Source organism: Streptomyces sp. JH002 (assembly GCF_050916115.1).
Lineage (GTDB): Bacteria > Actinomycetota > Actinomycetes > Streptomycetales > Streptomycetaceae > Streptomyces > Streptomyces xiamenensis.
Window position 1 is genome coordinate 4080264 of sequence record NZ_CP087989.1, and the last position, 24409, is coordinate 4104672.

Consider the following 24409-nt stretch of genomic DNA (forward strand, 5'->3'; position numbering starts at 1 on the left):
GGCCCTGCTACACCCAGGTGCCCAGCCACATGCGGGCCCGCCAGCCGTCGACCGGAATCTCCTGGCCCGCGTAGATCGGGTAGAAGTAGATGAAGTTCCACACGATCAGCAGCACCAGCACCCCCGCCGCGACCACGCCCAGCGCGCGCCGCCGCTCCGGGCAGCCGGGCGGCCCCAGCAGCGCCCCGATCAGCATCGCGACCGCCAGGCACAGGAACGGCACCAGCACCACGGCGTAGAAGGAGAAGATCGTGCGCTCCTGGTAGAGCAGCCACGGCAGATAGCCCGCCGCCACCGCGCACAGCACGGCGCCCGCCCGCCAGTCGCGGCGCAGCAGCCAGCGCCACAGCGCGTACACCAGCGCGGCGCAGGCCGTCCACCACAGCAGCGGGGTGCCCAGCGCCAGCACCTCGCGCACACAGCCCCCGGCCCGGTCGCAGCCGTCCTCGCCCGGGTCGCGCGACTCGTAGAAGTACAGCACCGGGCGGCCCATCACCAGCCAGCTGAAGGGGTTCGACTCGTAGGAGTGGTCCGAGGTCAGCCCCAGATGGAAGCTGTAGACCTCACTCGTGTAGTGCCACAGGCTGCGCAGCGGCCCCGGCACCCACTCCCAGGCGCTGGGCCCGGCGCCCTCGCGCTCCGCCCAGGTGCGGTAGTAGCCGCCCGAGGTCGCGAACCATCCGGTCCACGACGCCAGGTAGACGGCGAGGGAGACCGGCACCAGCGAGAGGAAGGCGGGCGGCGCGTCCTTGCGCAGGGCGACCAGTGGGCCGTGCGGGGCGCCGGCGGTCCGGCGGGCGGCGGCGTCCCACAGCACGGTGAGGATGCCGAAGGCGGCCAGCACGTACAGGCCGTTCCACTTGGTGGCGCAGGCCAGGCCCAGGCAGACCCCGGCGGTGATCCGCCACGGCCGCAGGCCGAGCCCGAGCCGTTCGGCGGTGGGCCGGTGCGGGCGCAGGACGGGTTCGCCCGCGGTGGGCAGCGCGGCGGCGAGCCGTTCCCTGGCCCGGTCGCGGTCCACCAGCAGCGCGCCGAAGGCCGCCAGCAGCCAGAACATCAGCACCAGGTCGACCAGCGCGGTGCGGCTCATCACGAAGTGCAGCCCGTCCACCGCCATCAGCAGCCCGGCCAGGCAGCCCAGCGCGGTGGAGCGGAACAGCCGGCGGCCGATGCGGCAGAGCATGAACACCGACAGGGTGCCGAGCAGGGCCACCATGAAGCGCCAGCCGAAGGGGTTCATGCCGAACGCCCACTCGCCGAGCGCGATCATCCACTTGCCGACCGGCGGATGCACGATGTACGCGGCGGCGTCGGTGGCCGGGACGTCGCCGTCGATGATGCGCTGGTTCGCGTCGTCCGGCCACACCGTCTCGTAGCCGTGCTGGAGCAGCGACCAGGCGTCCTTGGCGTAGTACGTCTCGTCGAATATGACGGCGTCCGGCTCGCCGAGCCGGGTGAAGCGCAGCGCCCCGGCGAGGGTGGCGACCAGCAGCGGGCCCAGCCACCCCATGGCGCGGGCCAGCGCGGCGGCCGGTCCCGGCGCGATCCCGAGGTAGCGCCACAGGCGCCCGGCCGGGGCGGGGTGGGAGGGCACCAGGCGCTCGCGCACCCCGCGCGGGCCGGGCGGGGGCCGGTAGCCGAAGGACCGCAGCCGCTCCGTCCAGCCGCCGCCGTCCGCGCCGCCGCCCGGCTCGGGGCGGGGCGGTGCGTCGGTCAGCGTCCGGCCGCTCTCGCTACTGCTCACGCGGGCCATCTTGACATCCGGGCCTGGGAGGATGGGGCGTATGACGGAGGAGACGCAGTACACGGCGTACGAGGGGGAGCTGGGCACCCTGGTGCTGGCGGGCACCCCGATCGGTGATCCGGCGGACGCCCCGCCCCGGCTGGGCGGCGAACTGGAGGCCGCGGACATTGTCGCCGCCGAGGACACCCGCAGGCTGCGCCGGCTGACCCAGGCGCTGGGGGTGCAGACCGGCGGCCGGGTGGTGTCGTACTTCGAGGGGAACGAGACGGTCCGCACCGCCGAGCTGATCAAGGAGCTGGTGCGCGGCGCCCGGGTGCTGCTGGTCACCGACGCCGGCATGCCCTCCGTCTCCGACCCCGGATACCGGCTCGTCGCCGCCGCCGTCGAGCGCGGGGTACGGGTGACCGCGGTGCCGGGGCCCTCCGCCGTGCTGACCGCGCTGGCGCTGTCCGGGCTGCCGGTGGACCGGTTCTGCTTCGAGGGGTTCCCGCCGCGCAAGCCGGGGGAGCGCTCCGCGCGGCTGCGCGAGGTCGCGGAGGAGCCGCGCACGCTCGTCTACTTCGAGTCGCCGCACCGGCTGGCCGCCACCCTGACCGCGATGGCCGAGGTCTTCGGCACCGAGCGGCGGGCGGCGGTGTGCCGGGAGCTGACCAAGACGTACGAGGAGGTACGGCGCGGGCCGCTGGCCGAGCTGGCCCGCTGGGCGGCGCAGGGGGTACGGGGTGAGATCACCGTCGTCGTCGAGGGCGCCCCGGCCGCCGGGACGGCCGAGGTGGACGCGGAGGAGCTGGCGCGCCGGGTGGCCGCCCGCGAGGAGGCCGGGCAGCGCCGCAAGGAGGCCATCGCCGAGGTCGCCAAGGAGGCCGGGCTGCCCAAGCGGAACGTCTTCGACGCGGTGGTGGCGGCCAAAGCGGACTAAAATGGGGTGAAGGTCTCCAAGGAGCCGCACCATGAATGTTCCGAATCCGAATCTCCCGCCGGAAATGGGCAGCGCAGAGGGATACACGACCCACGCCGCGTATTCCTTCGCCTGCCTGAGCTGCGGCTACGGCTGGGAGCAGAAATTCAGCGTCGAGCATCTGCGTGATCCGCACGGCCGCCCCATCGTCGAGTATTACGTCGGGGGAAAACAGGTCCGCTCGCCGCTCACCTATCCGACCTGCCCCAACTGTGACGGGCACCGGGTGCGGGTGATGCGGCCCGGGCGGGTGGCGGCCGTCCGGCGGGCCCGGGGCTGAGCACGGGGGCGCCGCACGGCGCCGTAGGATCGACCCCATGCCCAAGTCCGCCAAGGCGAAGGCGGAGCAGTCCGTACCGCCTCCGCCGCCCGAGCCGCTGGCCGTACCCGTCGCCGACGCGCACACCCACCTCGACATGCAGGACACCACCGTCGAGGAGGCGCTGGCCGCTGCCGCCGCCGTGGGAGTCACCCGGGTCGTGCAGATCGGCTGCGACGTCGACCGCGCCCACTGGGCCGCCGAGATCGCCGCCCGGTACCCCGACCGGATCTGGGCGGCCGTCGCCCTGCACCCGAACGAGGCACCGCGGCTGGGGGACGGGCTGGACGCCGCCCTGGAGGAGATCGCCTCGCTGGCCGGCCTTCCGCAGGTGCGGGCCATTGGCGAGACCGGGCTCGACTATTTCCGCACCGGCGAGGAGGGAAAGGCCGCCCAGCACCATTCCTTCCGCCGTCACATCGCCCTCGCGAAAGAGCACGGGAAAGCCCTGGTCATTCACGACCGGGACGCCCATGAGGACGTGTTGCGCATTCTCAAGGAAGAAGGCGCTCCCGAACGCACCGTGTTCCACTGCTTTTCCGGTGACGCGGCGATGGCGGAGATCTGCGCGGCCGAGGGCTATTACCTGTCCTTCGCGGGCAACGTGACCTTCGCCAGCGCCCAGCCGCTGCGCGACGCCCTGCTGGCCGCCCCGCCGGAACTGCTCCTGGTGGAGACGGACGCCCCGTTCCTCACCCCCGCCCCCTTCCGGGGCCGCCCCAACGCCCCGTACCTCATCCCCGTCACCCTGCGCGCCATGGCGGAGATCAAGGGCCTGCCGGAGGACGACCTCGCCGCGCACATCGCGGCCAACACGGTGCGGGTGTTCGGCGATGACTGACGCACTCGAGGGGGACCTGCTCAGCGCGGCCGACATCCGCGAACTCGCCGCGGCCCTGGGGGTCCGCCCCACCAAGCAGCGCGGCCAGAACTTCGTCATCGACGCCAACACGGTGCGCCGCATCGTGCGCGCCGCCGGTGTCGACGAGAACGATGTCGTGGTCGAGATCGGCCCCGGGCTCGGCTCCCTGACCCTGGCCCTGCTGCGCACCGCCGGACATGTCACGGCGGTAGAGATCGACGACACCCTGGCCGCCGCGCTCCCCGCCACGGTCGCCGCCCGGCTGCCGGAGCGCGCCGACCGGTTCTCCCTGGTGCACCGGGACGCGCTGCGCGTCACCGAACTGCCCGGCCCCGCCCCCACCGCGCTGGTCGCCAACCTGCCCTACAACGTGGCCGTCCCGGTGCTGCTGCACATGCTGGCGCTCTTCCCCGGCATCCGGCACGGCCTGGTGATGGTCCAGTCCGAGGTCGCCGACCGGCTGGCCGCGCCTCCCGGCTCGAAGGTGTACGGGGTGCCGTCGGTCAAGGCCGCCTGGTACGCGGACGTGCGCCGGGCCGGGGCGATCGGCCGCACCGTCTTCTGGCCGGCCCCCAACGTCGACTCGGGCCTGGTCGCCCTCACCCGCCGCGAACCGCCGGTGACGACGGCGTCCCGCGAAGAGGTCTTCGCGGTGATCGACGCGGCGTTCGCGCAGCGCCGCAAGACGCTGCGCTCGGCCCTGTCCGGCTGGGCCGGTTCCCCGGCGGCGGCGGAGGCGGCGTGCACGGCGGCAGGGGTCAGCCCGGGCGCGCGCGGCGAGGCGCTGTCGGTGGAGGACTTCGCCCGGATCGCGGAACACCGTCCCGCCTGACGGCGGGCGGATCGCGGGGCGTCGGGCGGGCCGGACGCGGCGGAACGCGGGGCCGGCCGGGTCGAGGACGGCCTGGAAGGCGCCCCGGGGGTCGCCGACCACAGGTGCGCGCACGGGCGTCGGCGGAGAACCCGGCCCGGTGTGCCGGTCACGGTGCCCGTCCGGGTTCCGGAACCCGGAACGTGCCCCGAGCCGATCCGGGACCGGTTTCACCGGGCCGGGCGGGGCACCCGGTCCCCCGGCCGGTTCTCTCCCGCCATCACCTGGGCGGGGCCCCGCCGGCACGCCCTAGGCTGTGGGGCATGTCCCATCCCGCCGCCTCCGTGCCGGCCGTCACGATCCGCGTTCCCGCGAAGGTCAATGTGCAACTGGCCGTCGGTCCGCCGCGCGCGGACGGCTATCACGACCTCGCCAACGTCTTCCTCGCGGTCGGCCTCCAGGACCGTGTCACCGCCCGCCCCGCGCCCCGGCTGTCCATCACCTGCGCAGGACCCGGCAGCGCCCTCGTCCCCCTCGACGGCACCAACCTCGCCGCCCGCGCCGCCGAACTGCTCGCGGAGCACACCGGCCGGGAACGGGCCGACGTCCACCTCCACATCGACAAGGACATCCCGGTGGCCGGCGGCATGGCCGGCGGCAGCGCGGACGGCGCCGCCGCCCTCCTCGCCTGCGCCGAACTGTGGGGCACCGGTACCCCCCGTGAGGAACTGCTCGAACTGGCCGGCCGGCTCGGCTCTGACGTGCCCTTCGCCATCGTCGGCGGCGCCGCCCTCGGCCTGGGCCGCGGCGAGCTGCTGACCCCGCTCCCGGTCGGCGGCACCTTCCACTGGGTGTTCGCCCTGGCCGACGGCGGCCTGTCCACCCCCGAGGTCTACCGCGAGTGCGACCGGCTGCGCGGCGAGGACCCCGCCCCCGCCCCGGAGGCGTCCCCCGCCCTGCTCGCCGCCCTGCGCGACGGCGACGCCTACGCCCTGGCCAGGGCGCTGAGCAACGACCTCCAGCCGGCCGCCATCTCCCTGCGCCCCTCCCTGGAGGACGTCCTGGAGGCCGGCAACGCCGCCGGCGCCCTCGCCGGACTGGTCTCCGGCTCCGGGCCCACCTGCGCCTTCCTGGCCCCCGACGCCCCCACCGCCGCCCGGATCGCCACCGTCCTGGAGGGCTCGGGCACCTGCCGCGCCGCCCGCGCCACCACCTCCCCGGCCCCCGGCGCCGGCGTTCTCACCATCTCAGGAGCCTGACCTTGTCCACCCCCTCTTCCTCCTCCCGCAACCTCGCCAACGTGGAGTCCGTCAGCAAGGTGTACGGCACCCGTACGCTCCTGGACGGCATCTCCCTGGGCGTCGGGGAGGGCGACCGGATCGGCGTGGTGGGGCGCAACGGCGACGGCAAGACCACCCTCATCCGCGTCCTCGCCAAGCAGGAGGAGCCGGACAGCGGCCGGGTCACCCACGTGGGCGGGCTGCGTCTCGGTCTGCTCACCCAGCACGACTCCCTCGACCCGGCCGCCACCATCCGGCACGAGGTCATCGGCGACCAGCCCGACCACGCGTGGGCCGGCGACGCCCGGGTGCGGGACGTGCTGACCGGCCTGTTCGGTGGGCTCGACCTGCCCGGCTTCCCGCAGGGCCTGGACACCGTCATCGGCCCGCTGTCCGGTGGTGAGCGGCGCCGCATCGCGCTCGCCAAGCTGCTGATCGCCGAGCAGGACCTGGTCGTGCTCGACGAGCCCACCAACCACCTGGACGTGGAGGGCATCTCCTGGCTGGCCGGCCATCTGCGCACCCGCCGTTCCGCGCTGGTGGTCGTCACGCACGACCGCTGGTTCCTGGACCAGGTCTGCACCCGGATGTGGGACGTGCAGCGCGGCGCGGTGCACGCCTACGAAGGCGGCTACAGCGACTACGTGTTCGCGCGCGCCGAGCGGGAGCGCATCGCCGCCACCGAGGAGGTCAAGCGGCAGAACCTGATGCGCAAGGAGCTGGCCTGGCTGCGGCGCGGCGCCCCGGCCCGTACCAGCAAGCCGCGCTTCCGGATGGAGGCCGCCAACGCGCTGATCGCGGACGTGCCGCCGCCGCGCGACACCGCCGAGCTGATGAAGTTCGCCAACGCCCGCCTGGGCCGCACCGTCTTCGACCTGGAGGACGTGACGGTACGGGTCGGCGGCCAGGACGGCGCGGGCCGCGACCTGCTGCGCCATCTCACCTGGCAGCTCGGCCCCGGCGAGCGGATCGGCCTGGTCGGCGTCAACGGCGCGGGCAAGACCTCGCTGCTGCGCGCCATGGCCGAGTCCGCCGCCGACCCCGAGGGCGACCGCGGCGGCTCGCCGCTGGTGACCGCGGGCCGCATCAGGACCGGCAAGACCGTACGGCTGGCGTATCTCTCCCAGGAGGTACGGGAGGTGGACCCGTCGTGGCGGGTGCTCCAGGCCGTGGAGTCCGTGCGGTCGCGCGTCGAGCTCGGCAAGGGGCGGGAGATGACCGCCTCGCAGCTGTGCGAGCGGTTCGGCTTCACCAAGGAGCGGCAGTGGACGCCGGTCGGCGATCTGTCCGGCGGTGAGCGGCGGCGGCTGCAGATCCTGCGGCTGCTGATGGACGAGCCCAACGTGCTGTTCCTGGACGAGCCGACGAACGACCTGGACATCGAGACGCTCACCCAGCTGGAGGATCTGCTCGACGGCTGGCCCGGATCGCTGGTGGTGATCAGCCACGACCGGTACTTCGTCGAGCGGACCACCGACCGGGTCTACGCGCTGCTGGGGGACCAGACGCTGCGGATGCTGCCGCGCGGCATCGACGAGTACCTGGAGCGCAGGTCGGCGTGGAAGGCACCGCAGGCGGCGCAGCCTGCGCCGGCCGCGGGAGGGGCCGGGGCCGCCCCGGCCGCCGCGTCCCCGGCCCAGCTGTCCCGCGCCGCGCAGAAGGAGATCCAGAAGATCGAGCGGCAACTGGAGCGGCTCGACGGCGAGGAGGCCGACCTGCACAAGGAAATGGCCGAACACGCCACGGACTTCGCGCGGGTGGCCGGCCTCGACAGCCGGTTGCGGGAGCTGTCGGCCCGCCGGGACGAGCTGGAGACCCGCTGGCTGGAGCTGTCCGAGGGCGCCTGAGAGCCCGTGGGCACGGGTACGGCCGTCCGTCGTGCCGGGGCGCGGTGGTAGAAAGAACGGGCGTGCCGCCGCCCAGGGGGAGTCCATGTCTCAGCCGCCACCGCCGTCCCAGCCGCCATCCACACCACCGCCGTCCCCCTATGGTCCGGCGACCCCGCCACCGGCCGGGCCCCCGAGCGGAAGCTTCGGCCCGGCCACCCCACCACCCCCGCCGTCCGCCGCGTGGGGGTACGGGGCGGACTCCGGGCAGGGCCCGCCGACCGGACCGCCGGCCGGCGGTTTCGGCCCGCCGACCTCGCCCGGCGCCCACCCGGCGCCCGGCACCCCGCTGCCCGCGCCCTCCCCGTACGGCGGGGGCTCGATCGAGGTCAGGAAGCCCCGGCGGCCCGGCTGGCAGTGGGCGCTGATGGGCGTGGCCGGGCTGCTCGCCCTCGCGCTGATCGGCGGCGGCACGGTGTGGCTGCTCACCGGCGACACGGCGGATGAGGGCGGGGACGGCGGCAACGGCGCGCAGACCGCGCCCGGCGAACAGGACCCGCTGCCCACCGAACCGGTCGACGCCTCCCTGGCCTGGCAGGAGCCCATCCCCGAGGTCGGCGACGGCCTGATCCAGGCCTCCGGCACCTGGATCTCCGGCGACCACCTGGTGCGGCTGATGCCGCAGGGCCTGGTCGCGTACGCCCTGACGGACGGCACCGAGGTGTGGACCGTGCCGCTGGAGCACCACGAGGGCGGCTGCAACGCCTCCGTCACCGCCTCCCAGGACCGGGTGGCGGTGCTCCAGGGCCTGGAGTGCGAGTTCCTGACGGTCGTGGACATCGCGGCGGGGGAGGAGCTGTTCACCCTGCGGCACGAGGCGAGCCGGAACTCGCTGGGCGGCGGCTGGGACTTCCCGGCGATCGTCGGCGACATCGTGGCGATCGGCACCGCCAACGGCGGCTCCGGCTACAGCATCACCGACGCCAAGAAGATCTGGGAGCCGCGCTCGGACGACGACTGCCGCGAGCGCAACTACGCCAACATCGACGAGACCCTGGTCGCCGTGATGACCTGCGGCGGGATGCTGGAGTTCGACCGGGGCAGCGTCCGCGCGACCGCACCGAGCGGCGAGGACCTGTGGGAGTGGGAGTTCGGCGCCGAACACGAGGGGGAGCCGTTCACCGTCGAGTCCGTCCTGTCCATCTCCCCGCTGGTGGTCGCCACCCGGGTCGGTGACATGACCGAGAGCCCGGTGCAGCAGATCTGGGTGATCGACGACGCGTACGAGGAGATCGCGCACGTCATCGACTTCGATCCGGAGCGCCAGGTGCGGCCGTGCCGGGTCAACATCCTGGACGACTGCCGCGGCGCGGAGGTCACCGACGGGTTCCTCTACCTCACCGGGCAGCCCTCGGTGGGGGGAGAGGGCAACTCGGTGGTCGCCTTCGACCTGAGCACCGGGACGGCACTGTACGACGTGAAGCCCATCAGCGGCGGCTATATCAAGCCGTTCGCGGTCGTGTACGGCCAAGTGCTCGCGTATCAGCTCGCCGACTCGCAGACTGAGGGCATGGTGGTCGCCATTGATCCCGAAACCGAGGAAGCCACCCCGCTGATGACGCTGGACCGCACGCAAAGGGATGTGGAATGGGCGATGATGAGTGATGTCATCGACGACGACACGATGCTGCTGTGGCACAACGGCGCCTTCGTCATGGTCAATGAGCGGTACTACACGCACGACGAGCCCGACACACCCGCCGCGCTGGTCTATCGATGAGCGTACGGGTCGTGGTCGTCGACGACCGGCGGCTGGTGGCGGAGGCGCTGGCCTCCGCGCTGCGGGTCCGCGGGCACCGGGTGCTGGGCGCGGGCGCGCCGGCCGGACGCGCGGCGGACCTGGTGCTGGGCAAGCAGCCCGAGGTGTGCCTGCTGGGTTCGGCCGCGCCGGAGGCGCCGGGGGCGCTGGATCTGGTGCAGCGGCTGCGCCGTGAGGCACCGCGGGTGGGGGTGCTGGTGCTGGGCCCGGTGCCCAGCCCGCGCGGGGTCGCGGTGGCCTTCGCGACCGGGGCGCGCGGGTATGTGCGCCACGACGAGCGCATCGAGGGTGTCGAACGCGCCATGGCCAAGGTGCGGGCGGGCGAGGCGGCGGTGGCGCCCGCGCTGCTGCGGGAGGCGTTCGGCGAACTGCTCAGCCCCAGCAGCGGCCCGGACGCGGAGGGGGCGCGGCTGGCGTCCCTGCTGACGGAGCGCGAGATCGATGTGCTGCTGCGGATCGTGGAGGGCGAGGACACCCGGCTCATAGCGGCCGGCCTGGGGGTGGCCCCGAGCACCGCGCGTACCCATGTGCAGCGGCTGCTGACGAAACTGGGCACGGCCTCCCGCCTGGAGGCGGCGGCCCTGGCCGTCCGCACCGGCCTGCTGAACCACCTCCCGCCGCGCACCGCCCCGCTGCCCCCGGGCTGAGCGCCGGGCCGGGGCGGCGGCCTCCGAGCGCGCGGGCGGCGTGTCGGGGCGGGCCCGCACCACGCGCCGGCGGACTGCCCGGCCCCACCCGGGAGTCCCGAGTGCCTGCCCGGGTCCTCCCGCGCCGCGATCGTGGCCGGGTGGCAGGTCATCGGCTGACCGCTTCGCCGGGCGCACGGCCCGTTTCCGCCCGGGACGCCCGCCGCCCGTCCGCCCCGCGAGCGTGTTCCGGTGCGGGCGCCCCGTGCGCGTGCCGTCGTCCGGCGCGGACGCCCCGCACCTTCGCCCGTTCGCCCGCCCGCGCTGCGCCGGCGCCGGGTGGGGCGCGAAGGGCCGGTGGGGAGTTCTGTTCTTCCTGGGCGTGTGGTGGTTCCTGCTGTCCGGTTCCGGGGAGTGATGTGCCGTGCGGTGGTGCGGCCGGTGGGGGACTCTCGCCCTTCGCGCGCCGTCGCCGGTGAGCGGCCCGCCGTGATCGTGCCGCCTTCCGCCGTCACTCCGGGGCACGACGGATGTGGTTGACGCCCGCTGCAGGGGTATGCTTCATTATGTTTGATTCTGTTGGAGTGGGTGCTGGCAAGTGAGGACGGCATGAAGAGGACCACGGTCAAGCTGGCCGATGGGCGAGAGCTGATCTATTTCGACTCCCGCGACGACGCCGACCGCACCGCGCTCGACCGGAGGCCGCTGGAGCTCGCCGCCCCCGCCTCCGAGATCCGGCGCGACCGGCTGCGGGGCGAGTCCGTCGGCTACGCGGCGCACCGCCAGAGCCGTACGTACCACCCGCCCGCCGACCAGTGCCCGCTGTGCCCCTCGCAGGGCGAGCGGCTGAGCGAGATACCGGCCGCCGACTACGACGTCGTCGTCTTCGAGAACCGCTTCCCGTCCTTCTCCGGGGACCTCGGCCGCTGCGAGGTGGTCTGCTTCTCGCCGCGCCACGACGGCTCCTTCGCCGATCTCACCCCGGAACAGGCCGCCCTCGTCCTGCACGCCTGGACGGACCGCACCGCCGAGTTCGCCGAGAACCCGGCCGTCACCCAGATCTACGCCTTCGAGAACCGGGGCGCCGAGATCGGCGTCACCCTCGCGCACCCGCACGGGCAGATCTACGGCTACCCGTTCCTCACCCCGCACACCGAGCGCGCCCTGGCGGCCGTCGCCGAGCACAAGCGCGCCACCGGCGGCGCCAACCTCTACGACGACCTGCTCGCCGAGGAGCGCGCCGACGGCTCCCGCGTCGTGCTCGCCACGGAGCACTGGACGGCCTTCGTCCCGTACGCCGCCCGCTGGCCGTACGAGGTGCACCTCTACCCCAACCGCCGCGTCCCCGACCTGCGGACCCTCGACGACGCGGCCCGCGCGGAGTTCCCCGCCGTCTACCTGGAGATCCTGCGCCGCTTCGACCGCGTCTTCGGCCCCGGCATGCCGCCCACCCCGTACATCTCCGGCTGGCACCAGGCTCCCTTCCGCGGCGTCACCGACGAGGCACGCGCCGATTTCGCCCTGCACCTGGAGCTGTTCACCATCCGCCGCGGGCCCGACAAGCTGAAGTACCAGGCGGGTTCCGAGTCCGGTATGAATGTGTTCGTCAGTGATTCCCTGCCGGAGGCCGCCGCCGCCCGGCTGCGAGAGGTGGCAACCGCATGAGCAACCGTTACCTGGTCACCGGCGGTGCCGGCTACGTCGGCAGCGTGGTCACCGCCCACCTGCTGGCCGCGGGCCACCGCGTCACCGTCCTGGACGACCTGTCCACCGGGTTCCGCGAAGGCGTCCCGGCCGGTGCCGAGTTCATCGAGGGCCGGGTCCAGGACGCCGCCCGCTGGCTGGACGGCGGCTACGACGGCGTCCTGCACTTCGCCGCCAGCTCGCAGGTCGGCGAGTCCGTGACCGACCCCGCGAAGTACTGGCGCAACAACGTCGGCGGCGCCATCGAACTCCTCGCCGCCATGCGCGCGGCGGGCGTGCGCACCCTCGTCTTCTCCTCCACGGCGGCGGTGTACGGCGAGCCCGCCACCACCCCCATCACCGAGGACGCGGCCACCGCGCCCACCAACCCGTACGGCGCCACCAAGCTCGCCGTCGACCACATGATCACCAGCGAGGCCGCCGCCCACGGCCTGGCCGCCGTCTCGCTGCGCTACTTCAACGTGGCGGGCGCGCACGGCGCGTACGGCGAGCGGCACGACCCCGAGAGCCACCTCATCCCGCTGGTGCTGCGCACCGCGCAGGGCCGCCGCGACAGCATCTCCGTCTTCGGCACCGACTACCCGACTCCCGACGGCACCTGCGTGCGCGACTACATCCACGTCGACGACCTCGCCGAGGCGCACCTGCTCGCCCTCACCGCCGCCAGGCCCTCCGAGCACCTGATCTGCAACCTCGGCAACGGCAACGGCTTCTCGGTCCGCGAGGTCGTCGAGACCGCCCGCAAGGTCACCGGCCACGAGATCCCCGAGACCGAGGCCCCGCGCCGGGCCGGCGACCCCGCCGTCCTGGTGGCCTCCGCCGACCGCGCCCGCGAGGTGCTCGGCTGGCGGCCCACCCGTACCGATCTGGCCGGGATCATCGAGGACGCGTGGACGTTCGCGCGCCGGCAGGAGAGCGAGAGCACCCAGTGACGCACGAGCAGCTGTACGGGGTCGCCCCCGAGGGCACCTGGACCGCCCCGGGGCGGGTCAACCTCATCGGCGAGCACACCGACTACAACGACGGCTTCGTCATGCCGCTCGCCCTGCCGCACAGCACCACCGCCACCGTCTCGCGGCGCGCGGACGGCGTCGTGCGTGTGCACTCCCGCGAGATAGCGGGACCGCCGGTGGTCATCGACACCGCGACCCTCGCCCCCGGCTCGGTCGGCGGCTGGGCCGTCTACCCGGCCGGAGTGCTGTGGGCGCTGAGCGAGGCCGGTCACGAGGTCGGCGGCGCGGACATCCACTACACCTCCGACGTCCCGGTCGGCGCCGGGCTCTCCTCCTCCGCCGCGCTGGAGGTGGTCACGGCCCTGGCGCTGAGCGACCTGTACGACCTGGGGCTGAGCCGCGAGGAGATCTCCCGGATCGGGCAGCGCGCCGAGAACGGCTACGTCGGCGCCCCGACCGGCATCCTGGACCAGATGGCCTCCGCCTGCTGCACGGAGGGCCACGCCCTGCACCTGGACACCCGGGACATGGCGCAGCGCCAGATCCCCTTCGACCTGGCCGCCGAGGGGCTGCGGCTGCTGGTGGTGGACACCCAGGTCAAGCACGCGCACGCGGACGGCGCGTACGGCAAGCGGCGCGCCTCCTGTGAGGCGGGCGCGGCGGCACTGGGCGTACCGGCGCTGCGCGACGTCCCGTTCGGTGAGCTGGAGGCGGCCCTGGCCCGGTTGTCCGACGAGGAGATCCGCCGCCGGGTGCGGCACGTCGTCACCGAGAACCACCGGGTGGAGCGGGTGACCGCGCTGCTGGACGCGGGCCGGGTCCGCGAGATCGGCCCGCTGCTGTTCGAGGGCCACGCCTCGCTGCGCGACGACTTCGAGGTCTCCTGCCCCGAACTGGACCTGGTGGTCGAGGCGTCGGCCGCCGCCGGTGCGCTCGGTGCCCGGATGACGGGCGGCGGTTTCGGCGGCTCGGCCGTCGTCCTGGTGGAGGAGGACGCGGCGGAGGTGACCGGAAAGGCCGTGTCCGACGCTTTCGCGGCGGCCGGTCACACCGCCCCGAGGATCTTTACCGCCATCCCGTCGCCGGGTGCCCGGAGGCTGCCCGTACGCTGATCGCCGTCCAACTCGCTTACGGGACGGGAGAGTTAGTGATCCGCGATCTCTACAACGTGCGTGCGGCGGCCGGCGGAGGGGCGACGGACGAGGTGATCCTCACCCCGATGTCCCCGCAGGAGGAGCAGCGGGCCCGGGTGGCGTTCATGGAACTCATCGCGCGGGAGCTGGAGGAGAAGAGCTGGGCGCGCTTCCCGGCGTACTCCCCCGAGGAGCGCACCCGCCTGACCGAGGTGGCACGGGCCCTGTGCGTCCGGCTCGGCCGGCCGGTGCGGGTCGACGTCCAGGACCCGTGCTCCATGCTGTTCTCCTTCGAGCGGGGCGCCGGTGAACCCGGTCAGCTCGATGTGGGCCGCCTGTCCCTCTGACGGCCCTGCCGGAACGGGTGCAGCATGCTGGCGACCACCGCGTCGGTCGGGGGGAACGACGCGGGGTCGTGCAGCCCGACCCGCTCGGGGCGGCGTCCCGGATACCAGGTGAAACTGCCGAAGAGGCTGTCCCAGATGGACAGATCGCTTCCGTAGTGGCCGGCCTCGGACAGTTCCGTGCTGTGGTGCAGCCGGTGCTGTTCGGGGCTGGCGAGGACGTAGCCGACCCAGCCGGTGCGGACGTCGATGTTCGCGTGCACGAAGAAGCCCTGGGCGACCACGAACAGGCCCACCGCGAAGACCGCCTGGGCCGAGAACCCGGCCAGCGCCAGGGCGAGTTGCACGATGCCCTGGGAGATCATGATGTCAAGGACGTGATTGACGCCGTTGTTGGCGACGTTCACCTTGTCCGGGGCGTGGTGCACGCCGTGCAGCCGCCACAGGTACTTGTTGGTGTGTCCCCAGCGGTGGATGAGGTAGCTGGCGAGCGAGCCGACCAGCAGCGCCAGCGGGATCTCGACGGCGAGCCCGAACCGGGGCACGTCGGGGGACAGCCGCTCCACACCGGCGAGCACGGCGAGTTCGGCGATCACGCTGCCGATGGTGGTGAAGGCGTAGTAGATCCCGTACCGGCCCCATTCGCGGCGGCTGGGGTGCCAGTCCGGGTTGTGCGGGATGAGCCGCTCCAGAAGGGCGAGGTACGCGATGGTGCCGACGAGGAAGGGCATGCTGGCGGTGCTCAGATCCCAGCCGAAGGCGAGCGTGGACGCGACGGTGGCGACGAGAGCGAACAGAAGGAGCGGATAAGCGGTTTTGCGGAGTAGTGAATTCGACCGGATGGGTACGTATTCTGTCTCGGGCAGAGTGTCCACGGCGGATGTTACCCAGAGGGTTGGTATACCACCCCTCCATCGGATAAGACCGCCTATAGGATGAATAGCGCTCGCGTGTGGCGCGCACCGCGCACAGCGTGGCGCCCCGCCGGGCGTGCGGCTCCGTCTTCGTACTCCTTTCCGGGATGGCCGACTTCCGCCAAACCCCTTCACCCAGACGTTTCCGCCCGTACATTGGAGGGACAGCATCGGTGGGGGCCGACAGCTGTTTTTCAGGGGGCGAGAGCGGTGGGTGCTACGGGACGGCGGCGGCCGTACCCGAATGCGCCCACCAGGCCCGCCCGTTCGCGTCAGGGGGCGGAGTCCGATGGATCGCATACGCGTATTGGTGGTGGACGAGCACCGCATCTTCGCCGAGTCGCTGGCCACCGCCCTCACGGCGGAGACCGACGTGGAGGCGGCGGCCGTCGGCACGGTTCCGGCAGCCGTGCACCAGCTGGAACGGGCCGGCTACGACGTCCTGCTGCTGGACGTCGACATGGCCGAGTCACAGACCCTGCTCACCCTCGTCCGCGAGCGCCACGGCGAGCTGCGCCCCGTGATGCTCGCGACCTACGACGACCCGCGGCGCGCCGCGCAGTCACTCACCGCGGGGGCCAACGCCTGGGTGGCCAAGGACAGTTCACTCGCCAGGCTGCTGGTGGTGGTCCGCGGTGTGCTGCGCGAGGAGACCCACGTCCCGCCCGCCCTGCTCACCGGCGTCTTACGCGAGCTGACCCACGACCGCCGCAACCGCACCGAGCACCAGCGGCTCGTCGCCTCACTGACCCCCAGGGAACTGGAGGTGCTGCGCTGCATGCTGTCGGGCCTGGGCCGCAAGGCGGTCGCCGAGCGCCTCTATCTCTCCCCGCACACCGTGCGCACCCACATGCAGAACGTCCTGGGCAAGCTGGGCGTCCACTCCACCCTGGCCGCCGTGGCCCTGGCCCGCCGCGCGGGCGTCCCGCCGGCCGACTGACCGGCCGCCCGGCCCCCGCCGGCACGCCTGCCTCAACAGGCAACAGGCGTGCCCCCACGGCTCTCGGCAGCCCTCGCGCCGCACCGTAACGTCCTCTCCTGGAGCAGAGCATCGTCAGCACAGTCCCGGGAGTGATCGGTGTACGCGCGCGAGGAATCAGGCAAGCATCGGGGAAGGCCGCCGGTGGCGAGCCCTTCGCGGGACGGCGCGGTGAACTCCGCGGCGTCCTCGATGCTGAACATCCAGCGGACCGCGGGCAACAAGGCGGTGTCGCGCGGGGTGACGGGCGCGCTCCCCGTGCAGCGCACGGGAGGGCAGGGAAGTTACAACTACCGGGGCAAGGAAGCCAAGTATCTCGAGGACGAGTACGGCCAGCCGGTTTCCGGCAAGACACACGAGAACGAGCATCCGATCGTGTACTCCGCCGCCGTACCCTCCAGCATCGGAGGGCCCCGGAGGAGCAACCCACAGGTCCGCAGGATCGAGGGCGGCATGCCCGGCTACTACGAGGAGTACAAGGCCCATAAGGCGCATATAGGTACCGGGACACGTAAGGAGTACGGGGAGTCTCCCTACCGGCAGGACGAATATCGGGACGCTCAGCGAGACGCCCTGATCTCGGCCAACAACCCCGCGAACGCCATGCACATGAGCACCGTGGAGTACGCCAACCAACACCGGCAGCGCGACAGGAAGAGCGGCAAGACGGTCCAGTTGCCGAACACCTTCCGTGATCTGCCACCCTCGGTGCCGCGAAAGCAGGCGAACGCCAGCTATGAGCGCATGCTGAGCGGTTTCACGGGCGGTGTTCCGTACCTCGACGACCAGGGCGAGGAGAAGCGTACGCGCCCTCTGATGCCGTACGAGCGTGCCGAGCTCGATGCGGGGCGGCGCGTGGCACAGGGCGGGGCGCTCCCCGGCCCGGCCGAGTCGAGCGCGTACATGCAGAAGTACGGTGCGCACTCGTACGATCTGCGCTCCGAAAGGAAGCACTACAAGCTGACGGATCCGCTCCAGGACTACCCCGATGTCCGGTCACGCAGTAAGAGTCCGAGGGAGCTGGACACCTCGTACTACCGGGAGCGCAGCAGCTCCGGCGCGGGCGAAAGCCAGCGCGATTCTCTCCGGAGACTGGCCAAGACCCCCTACCGCCCCGATCCCGGCCCGGCCAACCCCTACGACAGCGACGGGTACACCCCCGGCCCGAGTCCCCTGCGCCGGTCCAACAGCGTGTCCGGCCGCAGCCACGCACCCAGCGACCGTTCCAGCCGGTCGTCCTCCTACTACCCGCCCGTCAGCACCTCCGGCCGCTACCCGCCCAGCAGCTCCCGCAGCCGGGACATCGACCCCTACGCGTCCGGCAGCGGGACGGGTGGCCCCAGCCGCAGCTCCCTGCGCCGCTCCAACAGCGTCAGCGCCCCGCGGCCCAGCAGCAGCCAGGCGAGCTACGCCAGCGACTACGAGGACGAGCCCGTCTTCAGCCAGAGCAGCAGTTTCCGTGCTCCGAGCCTGTCCCGCAGCAGCTCACGGCGCGACCGCGACCGCGAAACGCGCTACTACTGATCACCGACCAGCGAGGTACAGGCTCAGGCATGCGAGCGCAGAAGCAACCGGAGCAGTCGGGCCGCGCGGGCGCGGCCCGGCCCGCCCGGACCGTACGGCGGCCGGCGGCGCCGGCCGGCCCCCAGGCGGTGCTGGCCCTCCAGCGGCTGGCGGGCAACGGCGCCGTCTCCCGGACGCTGCGGGTGCAGCGGGAACGGGCGGCGGCCGAGCAGGACCAGCACGAACACGGCGCCGGCTGCGGCCACGATCAGCCGGTGCAGCGGGAGGCGGCGCAGGTCCAGGCCGTGACCCGGAAGCCGGGCAGTCCGGTGGACCCGAAGATACGCGGCAAGGCGGAGAAGGCGCTGGGCACCACCTTCCGGCGGGTGGAGGTGCACAGGGGCGCGGACGCCCAGGCATCGGCCGCCGCGATGGGGGCCCGCGCCTACACCACCACCGACCGTGGCCGGCAGCACATCGTGCTGGGAGCGGGCGCCGACAACCCGCACACCCTGTACCACGAGCTGACCCACGCCGATCAGCAGGCGAAGGGGCCGGTGGAGGGCACGGACACGGGCGGGGGGATCAGCCTCTCCAGCCCGGGGGACAAGGACGAGCGGGCGGCGGAGGCCAAGGCCGACGAGATCGAGCGGATGCCCGACGAGCCGGAGCACGACCAGGGCCACGCGCAGGGGTGACCCGGCCCGCTCCGCCGGTCACCAGCTGCCGATCTCCTTCACCAGGCGCCCGGCCTTGCGGTACTCCCGCCGGGCGCCGGTCAGCAGGTCCTCGGAGGTGACCGCGGAATCGCGGGCCGCCGCCGCGTAGGCGGCGGTCATGACGGCGCTGCGGATCGCGCCGCCCGACAGCTCGAAGTCCCTGGCACACGGGGACGGATCGATGTCCTCGGCGCACGGCACATGGGTCAGGCTGTGCCGCCACAGCGCGAGCCGCTGCTCCTTGTCGGGGAAGGGGAAGTCGACCACCAGGTCGAGCCGGCGGGTGAAGGCCTCGTCGATGTTGGCGCGCAGGTTGGTGGTGAGCAGCGCGATGCCGCTGAACGCCTCCAGGCGTTGCAGCAGATAGGCGCTTTCCAGGTTGGCGTACCTGTCGTGGGAGTCCTTGACCTCCGAGCGCTTGCCGAAGACCGCGTCGGCCTCGTCGAAGAGCAGCACCGCGTCGGTGCGATCGGCCTCGGTGAAGATCCGCTCCAGGTTCTTCTCGGTCTCGCCGACGTACTTGTCGACGACCGAGGAGAGCTGCACGACGTACAGGTCCAGGCCCAGATCGGCCGCGACCACCTCGGCGGACAGGGTCTTGCCGGTGCCGGACTCCCCGGCGAACAGCGCGAGGACGCCGCGCCCCCGGCCGCCGCCGGCACTCAGCCGCCAATCCCCCAGGACGCGTTCGCGGTGCCGGGCGCGCTGGGCGAGTTCGTGCAGCTGCTCCCGCGTGGCCTCGGGCAGCACCAGATCGTTCCAGCCGACATCCGGCATGATCCGGCGGGCGTGCTGTTCGAGGCCGGACGCGGACTGCTGCCGGGCGGCCAGCCGTACATGCGCGGCGGTCAGCGCGGTGCCGTCCAGGGCGGCCAGGCCGCGCGCGGAGTGGGCGGCCCGGCGGATGCGGTCGCCGCCGAGCCGGTAGGCGGCGACGGTCGCGGCGAGGTCGAAGCCGGGGTCCTCGGCCGGTTCGAGGCCGAGCGCCTCCGCCCACAGGCCGGCGGGCTCCGAGCTCGGCCTCGGCGCGTCCAGGACCAGCGGGTCGGGGTCGCACCACTGCGGGTCGTACGCGGCCGGGCCGGTGAGGATCACCGGGACGCCGCCCACGTCGAGCGCCTTGATCAGCTCGGCGGGCTGTGCCGGCAGCGGCGACACCACGATCGCGCAGTCCCGCAGCCTGGCCTCCAGGAGGAGCTGGGGCAGCGGGGTCGTGTCCGCGGCGTCCGGGGAGGACGGTGTCCTCGCCGCCGTGGTGAGGTGCAGCGCGGGGCGGCCGGCGGCGGCGAGCGCGGCGACGGCGCAGGCCAGGCCGTCCCCCTCGCGCCGCTCCCGCAGGTAGACCAGCGGCGGGCTGTCCTCGGCGAGGAGTTCCGCGAGCCGGTGGGTGAGGGAGGCGTCGGCGCCGGGCGGAGCGGTACCGGCCGGAGCGGCGGCGGAGTCCGGGGCTGGCGCGGGAATCTGAGGGACCGGCAGCGGACGGATCTGTCCGTCCAGGACGGCGTCGGGGGTGTCGTTGCCCAGCAGATGGGCGGCCAGCCGGTCGGGTACGCGCAGCGGCCGGCTCAGGAACGGCGCGTCGGGTTCCCCGACCCGCACCAGGCCGAGCCAGGACAGCGGCGCGGTGGGGTGGAACCGGTCACGCGCCCCGGCGTCCAGGAGGGACAGGCCGCACACGTCAAGGGCCAGGCCGATGGTCGCCCGCCGGCGGCTGACATCGTCGTTGAGGTAGGCGTACAGCGTCTCGAAGTCCCGGTCGAGATCCGGGGCGAGGGCGATGAGCAGGAGCGCGGCGTCCAGTTCGGACAGCCCCATCCGTACGGTCAGCGAGGCGATCCGGTCGGCCGGCCCGACCGGTTCCGAGCTGAGCAGCGGGGCGTCGGTGTCCGCCCCGTCCCGCTCCCGCCCGGGCCCGCGCAGCACATGCCCGACCGCTTCCTCCGGCAGGTGCAGGCCGCGCAGCGGGTCGCCCGCCGTGGGGTCGTCGGCGGAGCGCAGGTCCACGAGGGCGGCCACCCGCTCGCGCAGCGCGGCGAGCCGGGTGAGCAGCGGCAGGGCCGGATCGGGGCGGGACGGTGGGCCCTCGGGGACGGCCGGGGCCGGGTCGCTCGTCGTGCTTCCGGGCGGGTCCGTGCGGACCTCATCCACCTTGCGGTTCACCGTCGTTCTTTCCTCTGTGGCCGGTCGGCGGCGCGTTCGGTGCCGACGGTGCCCATTGTGCGGAGGGGTCGCGCGGGCCCACAAGGGCGGTGGGGGACGGCTGGGGGGAGGGTGGTGTTGCCCTCGCGGTCAGCCCGGCTGCCCGTTCCGGCCGGGGGAGGCCAGGGGCAGCAGCCGGGGCACCGCCCGGACGTAGATCACCATCCCCACCACCTCCACCAGCGTCTGGGTGACCACCACCACGGCGGCGATGGCCAGGGCGTCGGGCAGCGCCAGGGCGAGGGGCAGCACGACCAGGGAGTTGCGGGTGGCGCCGGTGAAGACGACGGCGCGGCCGTCCGCCGTGCCCAGGCGGAAGAGACGGCTGACGCCCAGGCCGGCGAAGGCCATCACGACCAGGAAGAGGACGTAGAACGGGACCACCCGCGCCACGTCGCCCAGGCTGTCGCCGAGTTTCGGCACCTGCGAGGCGACCACGGTCAGCAAGGTGGCGGCCATCAGCGGCACCATCGCCGTCCCCATCGCGCCGGCGACCCGCTGCCCCGCGCGCCGCCGCGCCGCCCACGCCTGGGTGAGCCAGGCCAGGGTCAGCGGGATGACGATCAGCACGGTGAACGCCTCGACGAACGGGCCGGCCTCCACGACACCGCCCAGGTCCGGGCCCATGAAGAGGAACAGCAGGCCGGGCAGCAGCACCATCTGCGCGAGCAGCAGCAACGGGGTGGCGGCGAGCAGCCGTTCGGCGCTGCCGCCCGCCAGACCGCTGAAGACGATCACGTAGTCCACGCACGGGGCGAGCAGCACCAGCAGCACGCCCAGCCGCACGGCCCGGTCCTCGGGCAGGAACGGGAACATCGCGGCGACCACCAGCGGCACCACCGCGAAGTTCACCACCAGCGCGGCGGCCAGGAAGCGCCCCGCGCGCAGCGAACGCAGCAGTTCGGCGGCCGGCACCTGGAGGAAGGTCACGTAGAGCAGGGCGGCCAGGACGGGGTTGATGGCGTGTTCCAGGCCCGGGCCGGCACCGGGCGCCAGCCGTCCGACCAGGGCACCGGCGGCCAGTGCGCCCAGATAGACGGGAACCTGGTGCCGTTCCATGGCCGCGACCGGGCCGGATGACGGTGACAACGTACGTGCTCCTGGGGAAGAGGGAAGGGGGACCAGGACACCCGGGAGCGGGCACCGCTCGGCCACCGGGTGGACTGGGTGGCGCTCCCTCCCCGCCGGTACGCCGGTGAGCATACGCCAAACTGATGTATGGACTACCCTTGGTACATGACTATGAAGCGGACCAATGTCTACGCCGATCCCGAGGACCTGGCGATCATCAAGGAGGCCGCCCGGCGGCGGGGCGTCAGCGAGTCCGAGATCATCCGCCAGGGGATCCATCTCGCGGCCATGGCCAACCGAGTCTGGGACGAGCCCTTGTTCTCCCGCGTGTACGAGGGGCCGGGACACACCCTGGCCAAGGAAGAGGTCCGGGACGCGGTCAGGGACGCGGTGGCGCGGGAGAGCGGCTCAGAGGCCGCCGCGTGATCATTGTCGTCGCCGACACCTCGGGGCTCCTGGCCGCTCTCGACAGACGTCATCCGGAGCACGGGGCCGCCAACGAGGCCATCCTGACCGCCGGCCTGCTGGTGATGTCCCCGCTGCTCCTGGCGGAACTGGACCATGTCGCCACGCGCGAGCTGGGGCGGGCGGCGGCGATGACCTCCGTCGACGACATCCGGCGCTGGATGCGCAAGGGCCGGGTCTTCGTGCCCGAGATCACCGAGGACCACCTGGCCGCTGCTCAGTCCGTGCGCGTCCGTTACCACGGACTCGACCTCGATCTGGCCGACGCGGTGAACGTCGCGCTGGCTTCCGACTACGACACGGACGCGATCCTCACGCTCGACCGCCGGGACTTCCGGGCGGTGCGGCCGCTCGGCCGGCACAAGGCTTTCCGGGTGCTGCCGGACGATCTCCCGCTCTGAGCGCGCACCGCGTCACAGTTCGGGCGCGAGCGTCGCCGCCAGGGCCGGGTCGTGGTGGCGCAGTTCGGTCAGCAGCGCGTCCCGTACCGCCGCCAGGGCGCGGGTCAGCGACCGGTCCGAGAGGTCGGGGGGCAGGGAGGCCAGCAGCGGGGTGGTGATCTCCGGGGGCAGGCGATCGGCGCCCTTGGCGTAGGAGCTGGGCAGGCCCAGCCGGTGGGCGGCCAGGGTCAGGACGTGGCCACGGGCGGCGCCGATCCAGTGCTCGGCCTGCCAGGGGCGGGCGCGGGCGATGGCGATGCGGGCGTGCAGCAGGTGGTGCCAGCCGAGCCCGGCGAGATGGGCGACGTCGACCCCCGCGCCCGGGCGGGGCGCGGCGGGCTCGCCCCACAGGGCGAGGAAGCCACCGTCGCCGACCCGGCCGAAAGCGTCCCGCGGGGTGAACCCGAGATCCGCCTCCAGCCCGCCGGGCAGCAGGAAGGCGCGGTAGACCGCCTCGCCCGGGCGCAGGTCGAAGTGGTGGACGGCGCCGAGCGCGCCGTACAGGTACCTGCTCCAGCGCGCCACCACCCCGGCCACGGGGACGCCCGCCGCGACCCCGAGGAGCAGGTCGATGTCGGACCAGGCGTCCTCCTCGCCCCGCGCCGCCGAGCCGGTCAGGGCGGCGGCGGTGATGTCCGGGTCGTGCTCCGCCCGGCGCAGGAGGAGTTCACGTACCCGCCGCCGTTCTTCCGTCGTCGTCCGCATGGTGCGACGGTAGTGCGGCCCGCGGGTGTGCCGCCCGGTGTGCCGCCCGCTGCCGTCAGGCGAACGCGTCCTGTCCGGTGAGTTCGGCCGACAGCGTCCACAGCCGGGCGGCCTGCTCCGGGTCGGTGGCCCACTCCCGTACGGACTCGGGTCCGGCGATGTCGCAGTCCACGCAGTACACCCCGCCCTCGCCCGCCAGGTGCGGGGAGGTGGCGGCCCAGGTCTGGGTGGCGGCGCCCTGGGCGGGGGTCTTGAAGTCGGCGCGGACGGTGCCGTGTGCGTCGGTCCAGCCCAGCTCGGCCATCTCCCGGGCGGCGAGATGGCGCTGGAGGGTGGTCATGATGGGCCCGGGGTGCAGGGAGAAGGCGCGCACACCCGCGTCCCGGCCGAGGGTGTCCAGGTGCCGGGCGAACAGCGCGTTGGCGGTCTTGGCCTGCCCGTACGCCAGCCACTTGTCGTAGCCGCGGGTGAACTGCACGTCCTCCCAGCGGACGCCGGAGCGCATGTGGCCGGCCGAGGAGACGGCGATGACCCGGGCGCCGCCGTCCCGGGCGAGGGCCGGCCACAGCCGGTTGGCGAGCGCGTGGTGCCCGAGGTGGTTGATGGCGAACTGGGCCTCCCATCCCGGGCCCACCCGGGTCTCGGGGCAGGCCATGACGCCGGCGTTGTTGATCAGGATGTCGAGGGAGCGGTCGGTGTCCAGGAAGGCGTCGGCGAAGCGCCGTACGCTCTCCAGGTCGGCGAGGTCGAGTTCGGCGACCTCCGCGAGCCCGTCGAGGGCCTCGCGCGCCGCCGCCGGCCGCCGCGCCGGGACGACGACGTGGGCCCCGGCCCCGGCCAGGGCGCGGGTGGTCTCCAGGCCGAGACCGGCGTATCCGCCGGTGACGATCGCGAGCTGTCCCGACAGGTCGATCCCGTTCACGACATCCCGCGCCGTGCTGTGCGCGCCGAACCCGGAACCGATGCTGTGCTGTGCGGTGGTGGTCATCCCCCCACCGTACGAACGCGAGTGCGCTCCAGGGCAAGTGTGCGGCG

Annotated in this window: 23 protein-coding genes; 17 read left to right on the forward strand and 6 right to left on the reverse strand. The window is 73.3% G+C overall.

All coding sequences use genetic code 11. The features are described from left to right. Window positions 1–7 precede the first annotated feature (7 nt). Window positions 8–1753: a dolichyl-phosphate-mannose--protein mannosyltransferase gene (locus H7827_RS18730; RefSeq protein ID WP_432746635.1), complete on the reverse strand. Its 1746-nt coding sequence runs from the start codon at window positions 1751–1753 to the stop codon at window positions 8–10. 31 nt (window positions 1754–1784) lie between these two features. Between H7827_RS18730 and rsmI the strand changes: the two genes are divergently transcribed. The 12 genes from rsmI (at window position 1785) to H7827_RS18790 (ending at window position 14382) form a co-directional block, all read left to right on the forward strand. Continuing rightward, window positions 1785–2663 (forward strand): 16S rRNA (cytidine(1402)-2'-O)-methyltransferase, encoded by an 879-nt coding sequence (gene rsmI / locus H7827_RS18735; RefSeq protein WP_386533563.1) that lies wholly within the window; start codon window positions 1785–1787, stop codon window positions 2661–2663. A 31-nt stretch (window positions 2664–2694) separates the two neighbouring features. Continuing rightward, a complete protein-coding gene (locus H7827_RS18740; RefSeq protein ID WP_432746636.1) occupies window positions 2695–2982 on the forward strand; it encodes a hypothetical protein in 288 nt (95 codons plus the stop codon). A gap of 37 nt (window positions 2983–3019) precedes the next feature. After that, window positions 3020–3862, forward strand: a complete 843-nt coding sequence (locus tag H7827_RS18745; RefSeq protein WP_432746637.1) for a TatD family hydrolase — start codon at window positions 3020–3022, stop codon at window positions 3860–3862. After that, a complete protein-coding gene (gene rsmA / locus H7827_RS18750) occupies window positions 3855–4715 on the forward strand; it encodes a 16S rRNA (adenine(1518)-N(6)/adenine(1519)-N(6))-dimethyltransferase RsmA (protein ID WP_432746638.1) in 861 nt (286 codons plus the stop codon). The genes H7827_RS18745 and rsmA overlap by 8 nt, the downstream gene beginning before the upstream one ends. Window positions 4716–5017: 302 nt before the next feature. After that, the gene (locus H7827_RS18755) at window positions 5018–5953 is read left to right on the forward strand and encodes a 4-(cytidine 5'-diphospho)-2-C-methyl-D-erythritol kinase (RefSeq protein WP_432746639.1); all 936 of its coding nucleotides are present in this window, start codon (window positions 5018–5020) and stop codon (window positions 5951–5953) included. Between the two features lie 2 nt (window positions 5954–5955). Next, the gene (locus H7827_RS18760; RefSeq protein ID WP_432746640.1) at window positions 5956–7821 is read left to right on the forward strand and encodes an ABC-F family ATP-binding cassette domain-containing protein; all 1866 of its coding nucleotides are present in this window, start codon (window positions 5956–5958) and stop codon (window positions 7819–7821) included. An 85-nt stretch (window positions 7822–7906) separates the two neighbouring features. After that, entirely contained in the window at window positions 7907–9580 is a 1674-nt protein-coding gene (locus H7827_RS18765) for a PQQ-binding-like beta-propeller repeat protein (RefSeq protein ID WP_432746641.1), read from the forward strand. Further along, window positions 9577–10266, forward strand: coding sequence for a response regulator transcription factor (locus tag H7827_RS18770; RefSeq protein ID WP_200366663.1), 690 nt, complete (start codon window positions 9577–9579; stop codon window positions 10264–10266). The genes H7827_RS18765 and H7827_RS18770 overlap by 4 nt, the downstream gene beginning before the upstream one ends. Window positions 10267–10854: 588 nt before the next feature. Next, window positions 10855–11910 (forward strand): galactose-1-phosphate uridylyltransferase, encoded by a 1056-nt coding sequence (gene galT, locus H7827_RS18775; RefSeq protein WP_432746642.1) that lies wholly within the window; start codon window positions 10855–10857, stop codon window positions 11908–11910. Beyond that, window positions 11907–12881: a UDP-glucose 4-epimerase GalE gene (galE, locus tag H7827_RS18780; protein ID WP_200366665.1), complete on the forward strand. Its 975-nt coding sequence runs from the start codon at window positions 11907–11909 to the stop codon at window positions 12879–12881. The genes galT and galE overlap by 4 nt, the downstream gene beginning before the upstream one ends. Further along, the gene (gene galK / locus H7827_RS18785) at window positions 12878–14014 is read left to right on the forward strand and encodes a galactokinase (RefSeq protein ID WP_432746643.1); all 1137 of its coding nucleotides are present in this window, start codon (window positions 12878–12880) and stop codon (window positions 14012–14014) included. The genes galE and galK overlap by 4 nt, the downstream gene beginning before the upstream one ends. Before the next feature lie 35 nt (window positions 14015–14049). After that, window positions 14050–14382, forward strand: a complete 333-nt coding sequence (locus H7827_RS18790) for a hypothetical protein (RefSeq protein WP_200366667.1) — start codon at window positions 14050–14052, stop codon at window positions 14380–14382. Here the strand turns inward: H7827_RS18790 and H7827_RS18795 are convergent. Beyond that, entirely contained in the window at window positions 14352–15254 is a 903-nt protein-coding gene (locus H7827_RS18795; protein ID WP_432746644.1) for a sterol desaturase family protein, read from the reverse strand. The two genes, H7827_RS18790 and H7827_RS18795, sit on opposite strands and share 31 nt — an antisense overlap. A 328-nt stretch (window positions 15255–15582) precedes the next feature. Here H7827_RS18795 and H7827_RS18800 point away from each other — a divergent pair, with 328 nt between their 5' ends. The 3 genes from H7827_RS18800 (at window position 15583) to H7827_RS18810 (ending at window position 18473) form a co-directional block, all read left to right on the forward strand. Continuing rightward, complete coding sequence (locus H7827_RS18800; protein WP_030735897.1) at window positions 15583–16233, forward strand: LuxR C-terminal-related transcriptional regulator; 651 nt, start codon at window positions 15583–15585, stop codon at window positions 16231–16233. A 183-nt stretch (window positions 16234–16416) separates the two neighbouring features. After that, entirely contained in the window at window positions 16417–17796 is a 1380-nt protein-coding gene (locus tag H7827_RS18805; RefSeq protein WP_432746645.1) for a hypothetical protein, read from the forward strand. A gap of 29 nt (window positions 17797–17825) precedes the next feature. Further along, window positions 17826–18473 carry an eCIS core domain-containing protein gene (locus H7827_RS18810; protein ID WP_432746646.1) on the forward strand — a complete coding sequence of 216 codons (648 nt, stop codon included), beginning with the start codon at window positions 17826–17828 and terminating at the stop codon, window positions 18471–18473. Between the two features lie 18 nt (window positions 18474–18491). Here the strand turns inward: H7827_RS18810 and H7827_RS18815 are convergent, their stop codons facing one another. Both H7827_RS18815 and H7827_RS18820 read right to left on the reverse strand, forming a co-directional pair. After that, window positions 18492–20654, reverse strand: coding sequence for an ATP-binding protein (locus H7827_RS18815; RefSeq protein ID WP_432746647.1), 2163 nt, complete (start codon window positions 20652–20654; stop codon window positions 18492–18494). 129 nt (window positions 20655–20783) lie between these two features. Beyond that, window positions 20784–21782 (reverse strand): arsenic resistance protein, encoded by a 999-nt coding sequence (locus H7827_RS18820; RefSeq protein WP_432746648.1) that lies wholly within the window; start codon window positions 21780–21782, stop codon window positions 20784–20786. A 147-nt stretch (window positions 21783–21929) separates the two neighbouring features. Here H7827_RS18820 and H7827_RS18825 point away from each other — a divergent pair, with 147 nt between their 5' ends. Next, the gene (locus H7827_RS18825; RefSeq protein ID WP_432746649.1) at window positions 21930–22190 is read left to right on the forward strand and encodes a CopG family transcriptional regulator; all 261 of its coding nucleotides are present in this window, start codon (window positions 21930–21932) and stop codon (window positions 22188–22190) included. After that, on the forward strand, window positions 22187–22630 hold the full coding sequence (locus tag H7827_RS18830) for a PIN domain-containing protein (RefSeq protein ID WP_200366677.1): 444 nt from the start codon (window positions 22187–22189) through the stop codon (window positions 22628–22630). The genes H7827_RS18825 and H7827_RS18830 overlap by 4 nt, the downstream gene beginning before the upstream one ends. 12 nt (window positions 22631–22642) lie before the next feature. On the opposite strand, the gene H7827_RS18835 is transcribed toward H7827_RS18830, so the two are convergent. After that, window positions 22643–23374: a nucleotidyltransferase domain-containing protein gene (locus tag H7827_RS18835; RefSeq protein WP_432746650.1), complete on the reverse strand. Its 732-nt coding sequence runs from the start codon at window positions 23372–23374 to the stop codon at window positions 22643–22645. Window positions 23375–23429: 55 nt separating this feature from the next. Further along, window positions 23430–24362: an SDR family NAD(P)-dependent oxidoreductase gene (locus tag H7827_RS18840; protein WP_432746651.1), complete on the reverse strand. Its 933-nt coding sequence runs from the start codon at window positions 24360–24362 to the stop codon at window positions 23430–23432. Window positions 24363–24409: the final 47 nt, after the last annotated feature.

What these genes read in the sequence shown, in the direction of transcription:
- H7827_RS18730 (WP_432746635.1), bottom strand. Translation starts at nt 1,753, where the DNA reads ATGGCCCGCGTGAGCAGTAGCGAGAGCGGCCGGACGCTGACCGACGCA.
- rsmI (WP_386533563.1), top strand. Translation starts at nt 1,785, where the DNA reads ATGACGGAGGAGACGCAGTACACGGCGTACGAGGGGGAGCTGGGCACC.
- H7827_RS18740 (WP_432746636.1), top strand. Translation starts at nt 2,695, where the DNA reads ATGAATGTTCCGAATCCGAATCTCCCGCCGGAAATGGGCAGCGCAGAG.
- H7827_RS18745 (WP_432746637.1), top strand. Translation starts at nt 3,020, where the DNA reads ATGCCCAAGTCCGCCAAGGCGAAGGCGGAGCAGTCCGTACCGCCTCCG.
- rsmA (WP_432746638.1), top strand. Translation starts at nt 3,855, where the DNA reads ATGACTGACGCACTCGAGGGGGACCTGCTCAGCGCGGCCGACATCCGC.
- H7827_RS18755 (WP_432746639.1), top strand. Translation starts at nt 5,018, where the DNA reads ATGTCCCATCCCGCCGCCTCCGTGCCGGCCGTCACGATCCGCGTTCCC.
- H7827_RS18765 (WP_432746641.1), top strand. Translation starts at nt 7,907, where the DNA reads ATGTCTCAGCCGCCACCGCCGTCCCAGCCGCCATCCACACCACCGCCG.
- H7827_RS18770 (WP_200366663.1), top strand. Translation starts at nt 9,577, where the DNA reads ATGAGCGTACGGGTCGTGGTCGTCGACGACCGGCGGCTGGTGGCGGAG.
- galT (WP_432746642.1), top strand. Translation starts at nt 10,855, where the DNA reads ATGAAGAGGACCACGGTCAAGCTGGCCGATGGGCGAGAGCTGATCTAT.
- galE (WP_200366665.1), top strand. Translation starts at nt 11,907, where the DNA reads ATGAGCAACCGTTACCTGGTCACCGGCGGTGCCGGCTACGTCGGCAGC.
- H7827_RS18800 (WP_030735897.1), top strand. Translation starts at nt 15,583, where the DNA reads ATGGATCGCATACGCGTATTGGTGGTGGACGAGCACCGCATCTTCGCC.
- H7827_RS18810 (WP_432746646.1), top strand. Translation starts at nt 17,826, where the DNA reads ATGCGAGCGCAGAAGCAACCGGAGCAGTCGGGCCGCGCGGGCGCGGCC.
- H7827_RS18825 (WP_432746649.1), top strand. Translation starts at nt 21,930, where the DNA reads ATGACTATGAAGCGGACCAATGTCTACGCCGATCCCGAGGACCTGGCG.
- H7827_RS18835 (WP_432746650.1), bottom strand. Translation starts at nt 23,374, where the DNA reads ATGCGGACGACGACGGAAGAACGGCGGCGGGTACGTGAACTCCTCCTG.
- H7827_RS18840 (WP_432746651.1), bottom strand. Translation starts at nt 24,362, where the DNA reads ATGACCACCACCGCACAGCACAGCATCGGTTCCGGGTTCGGCGCGCAC.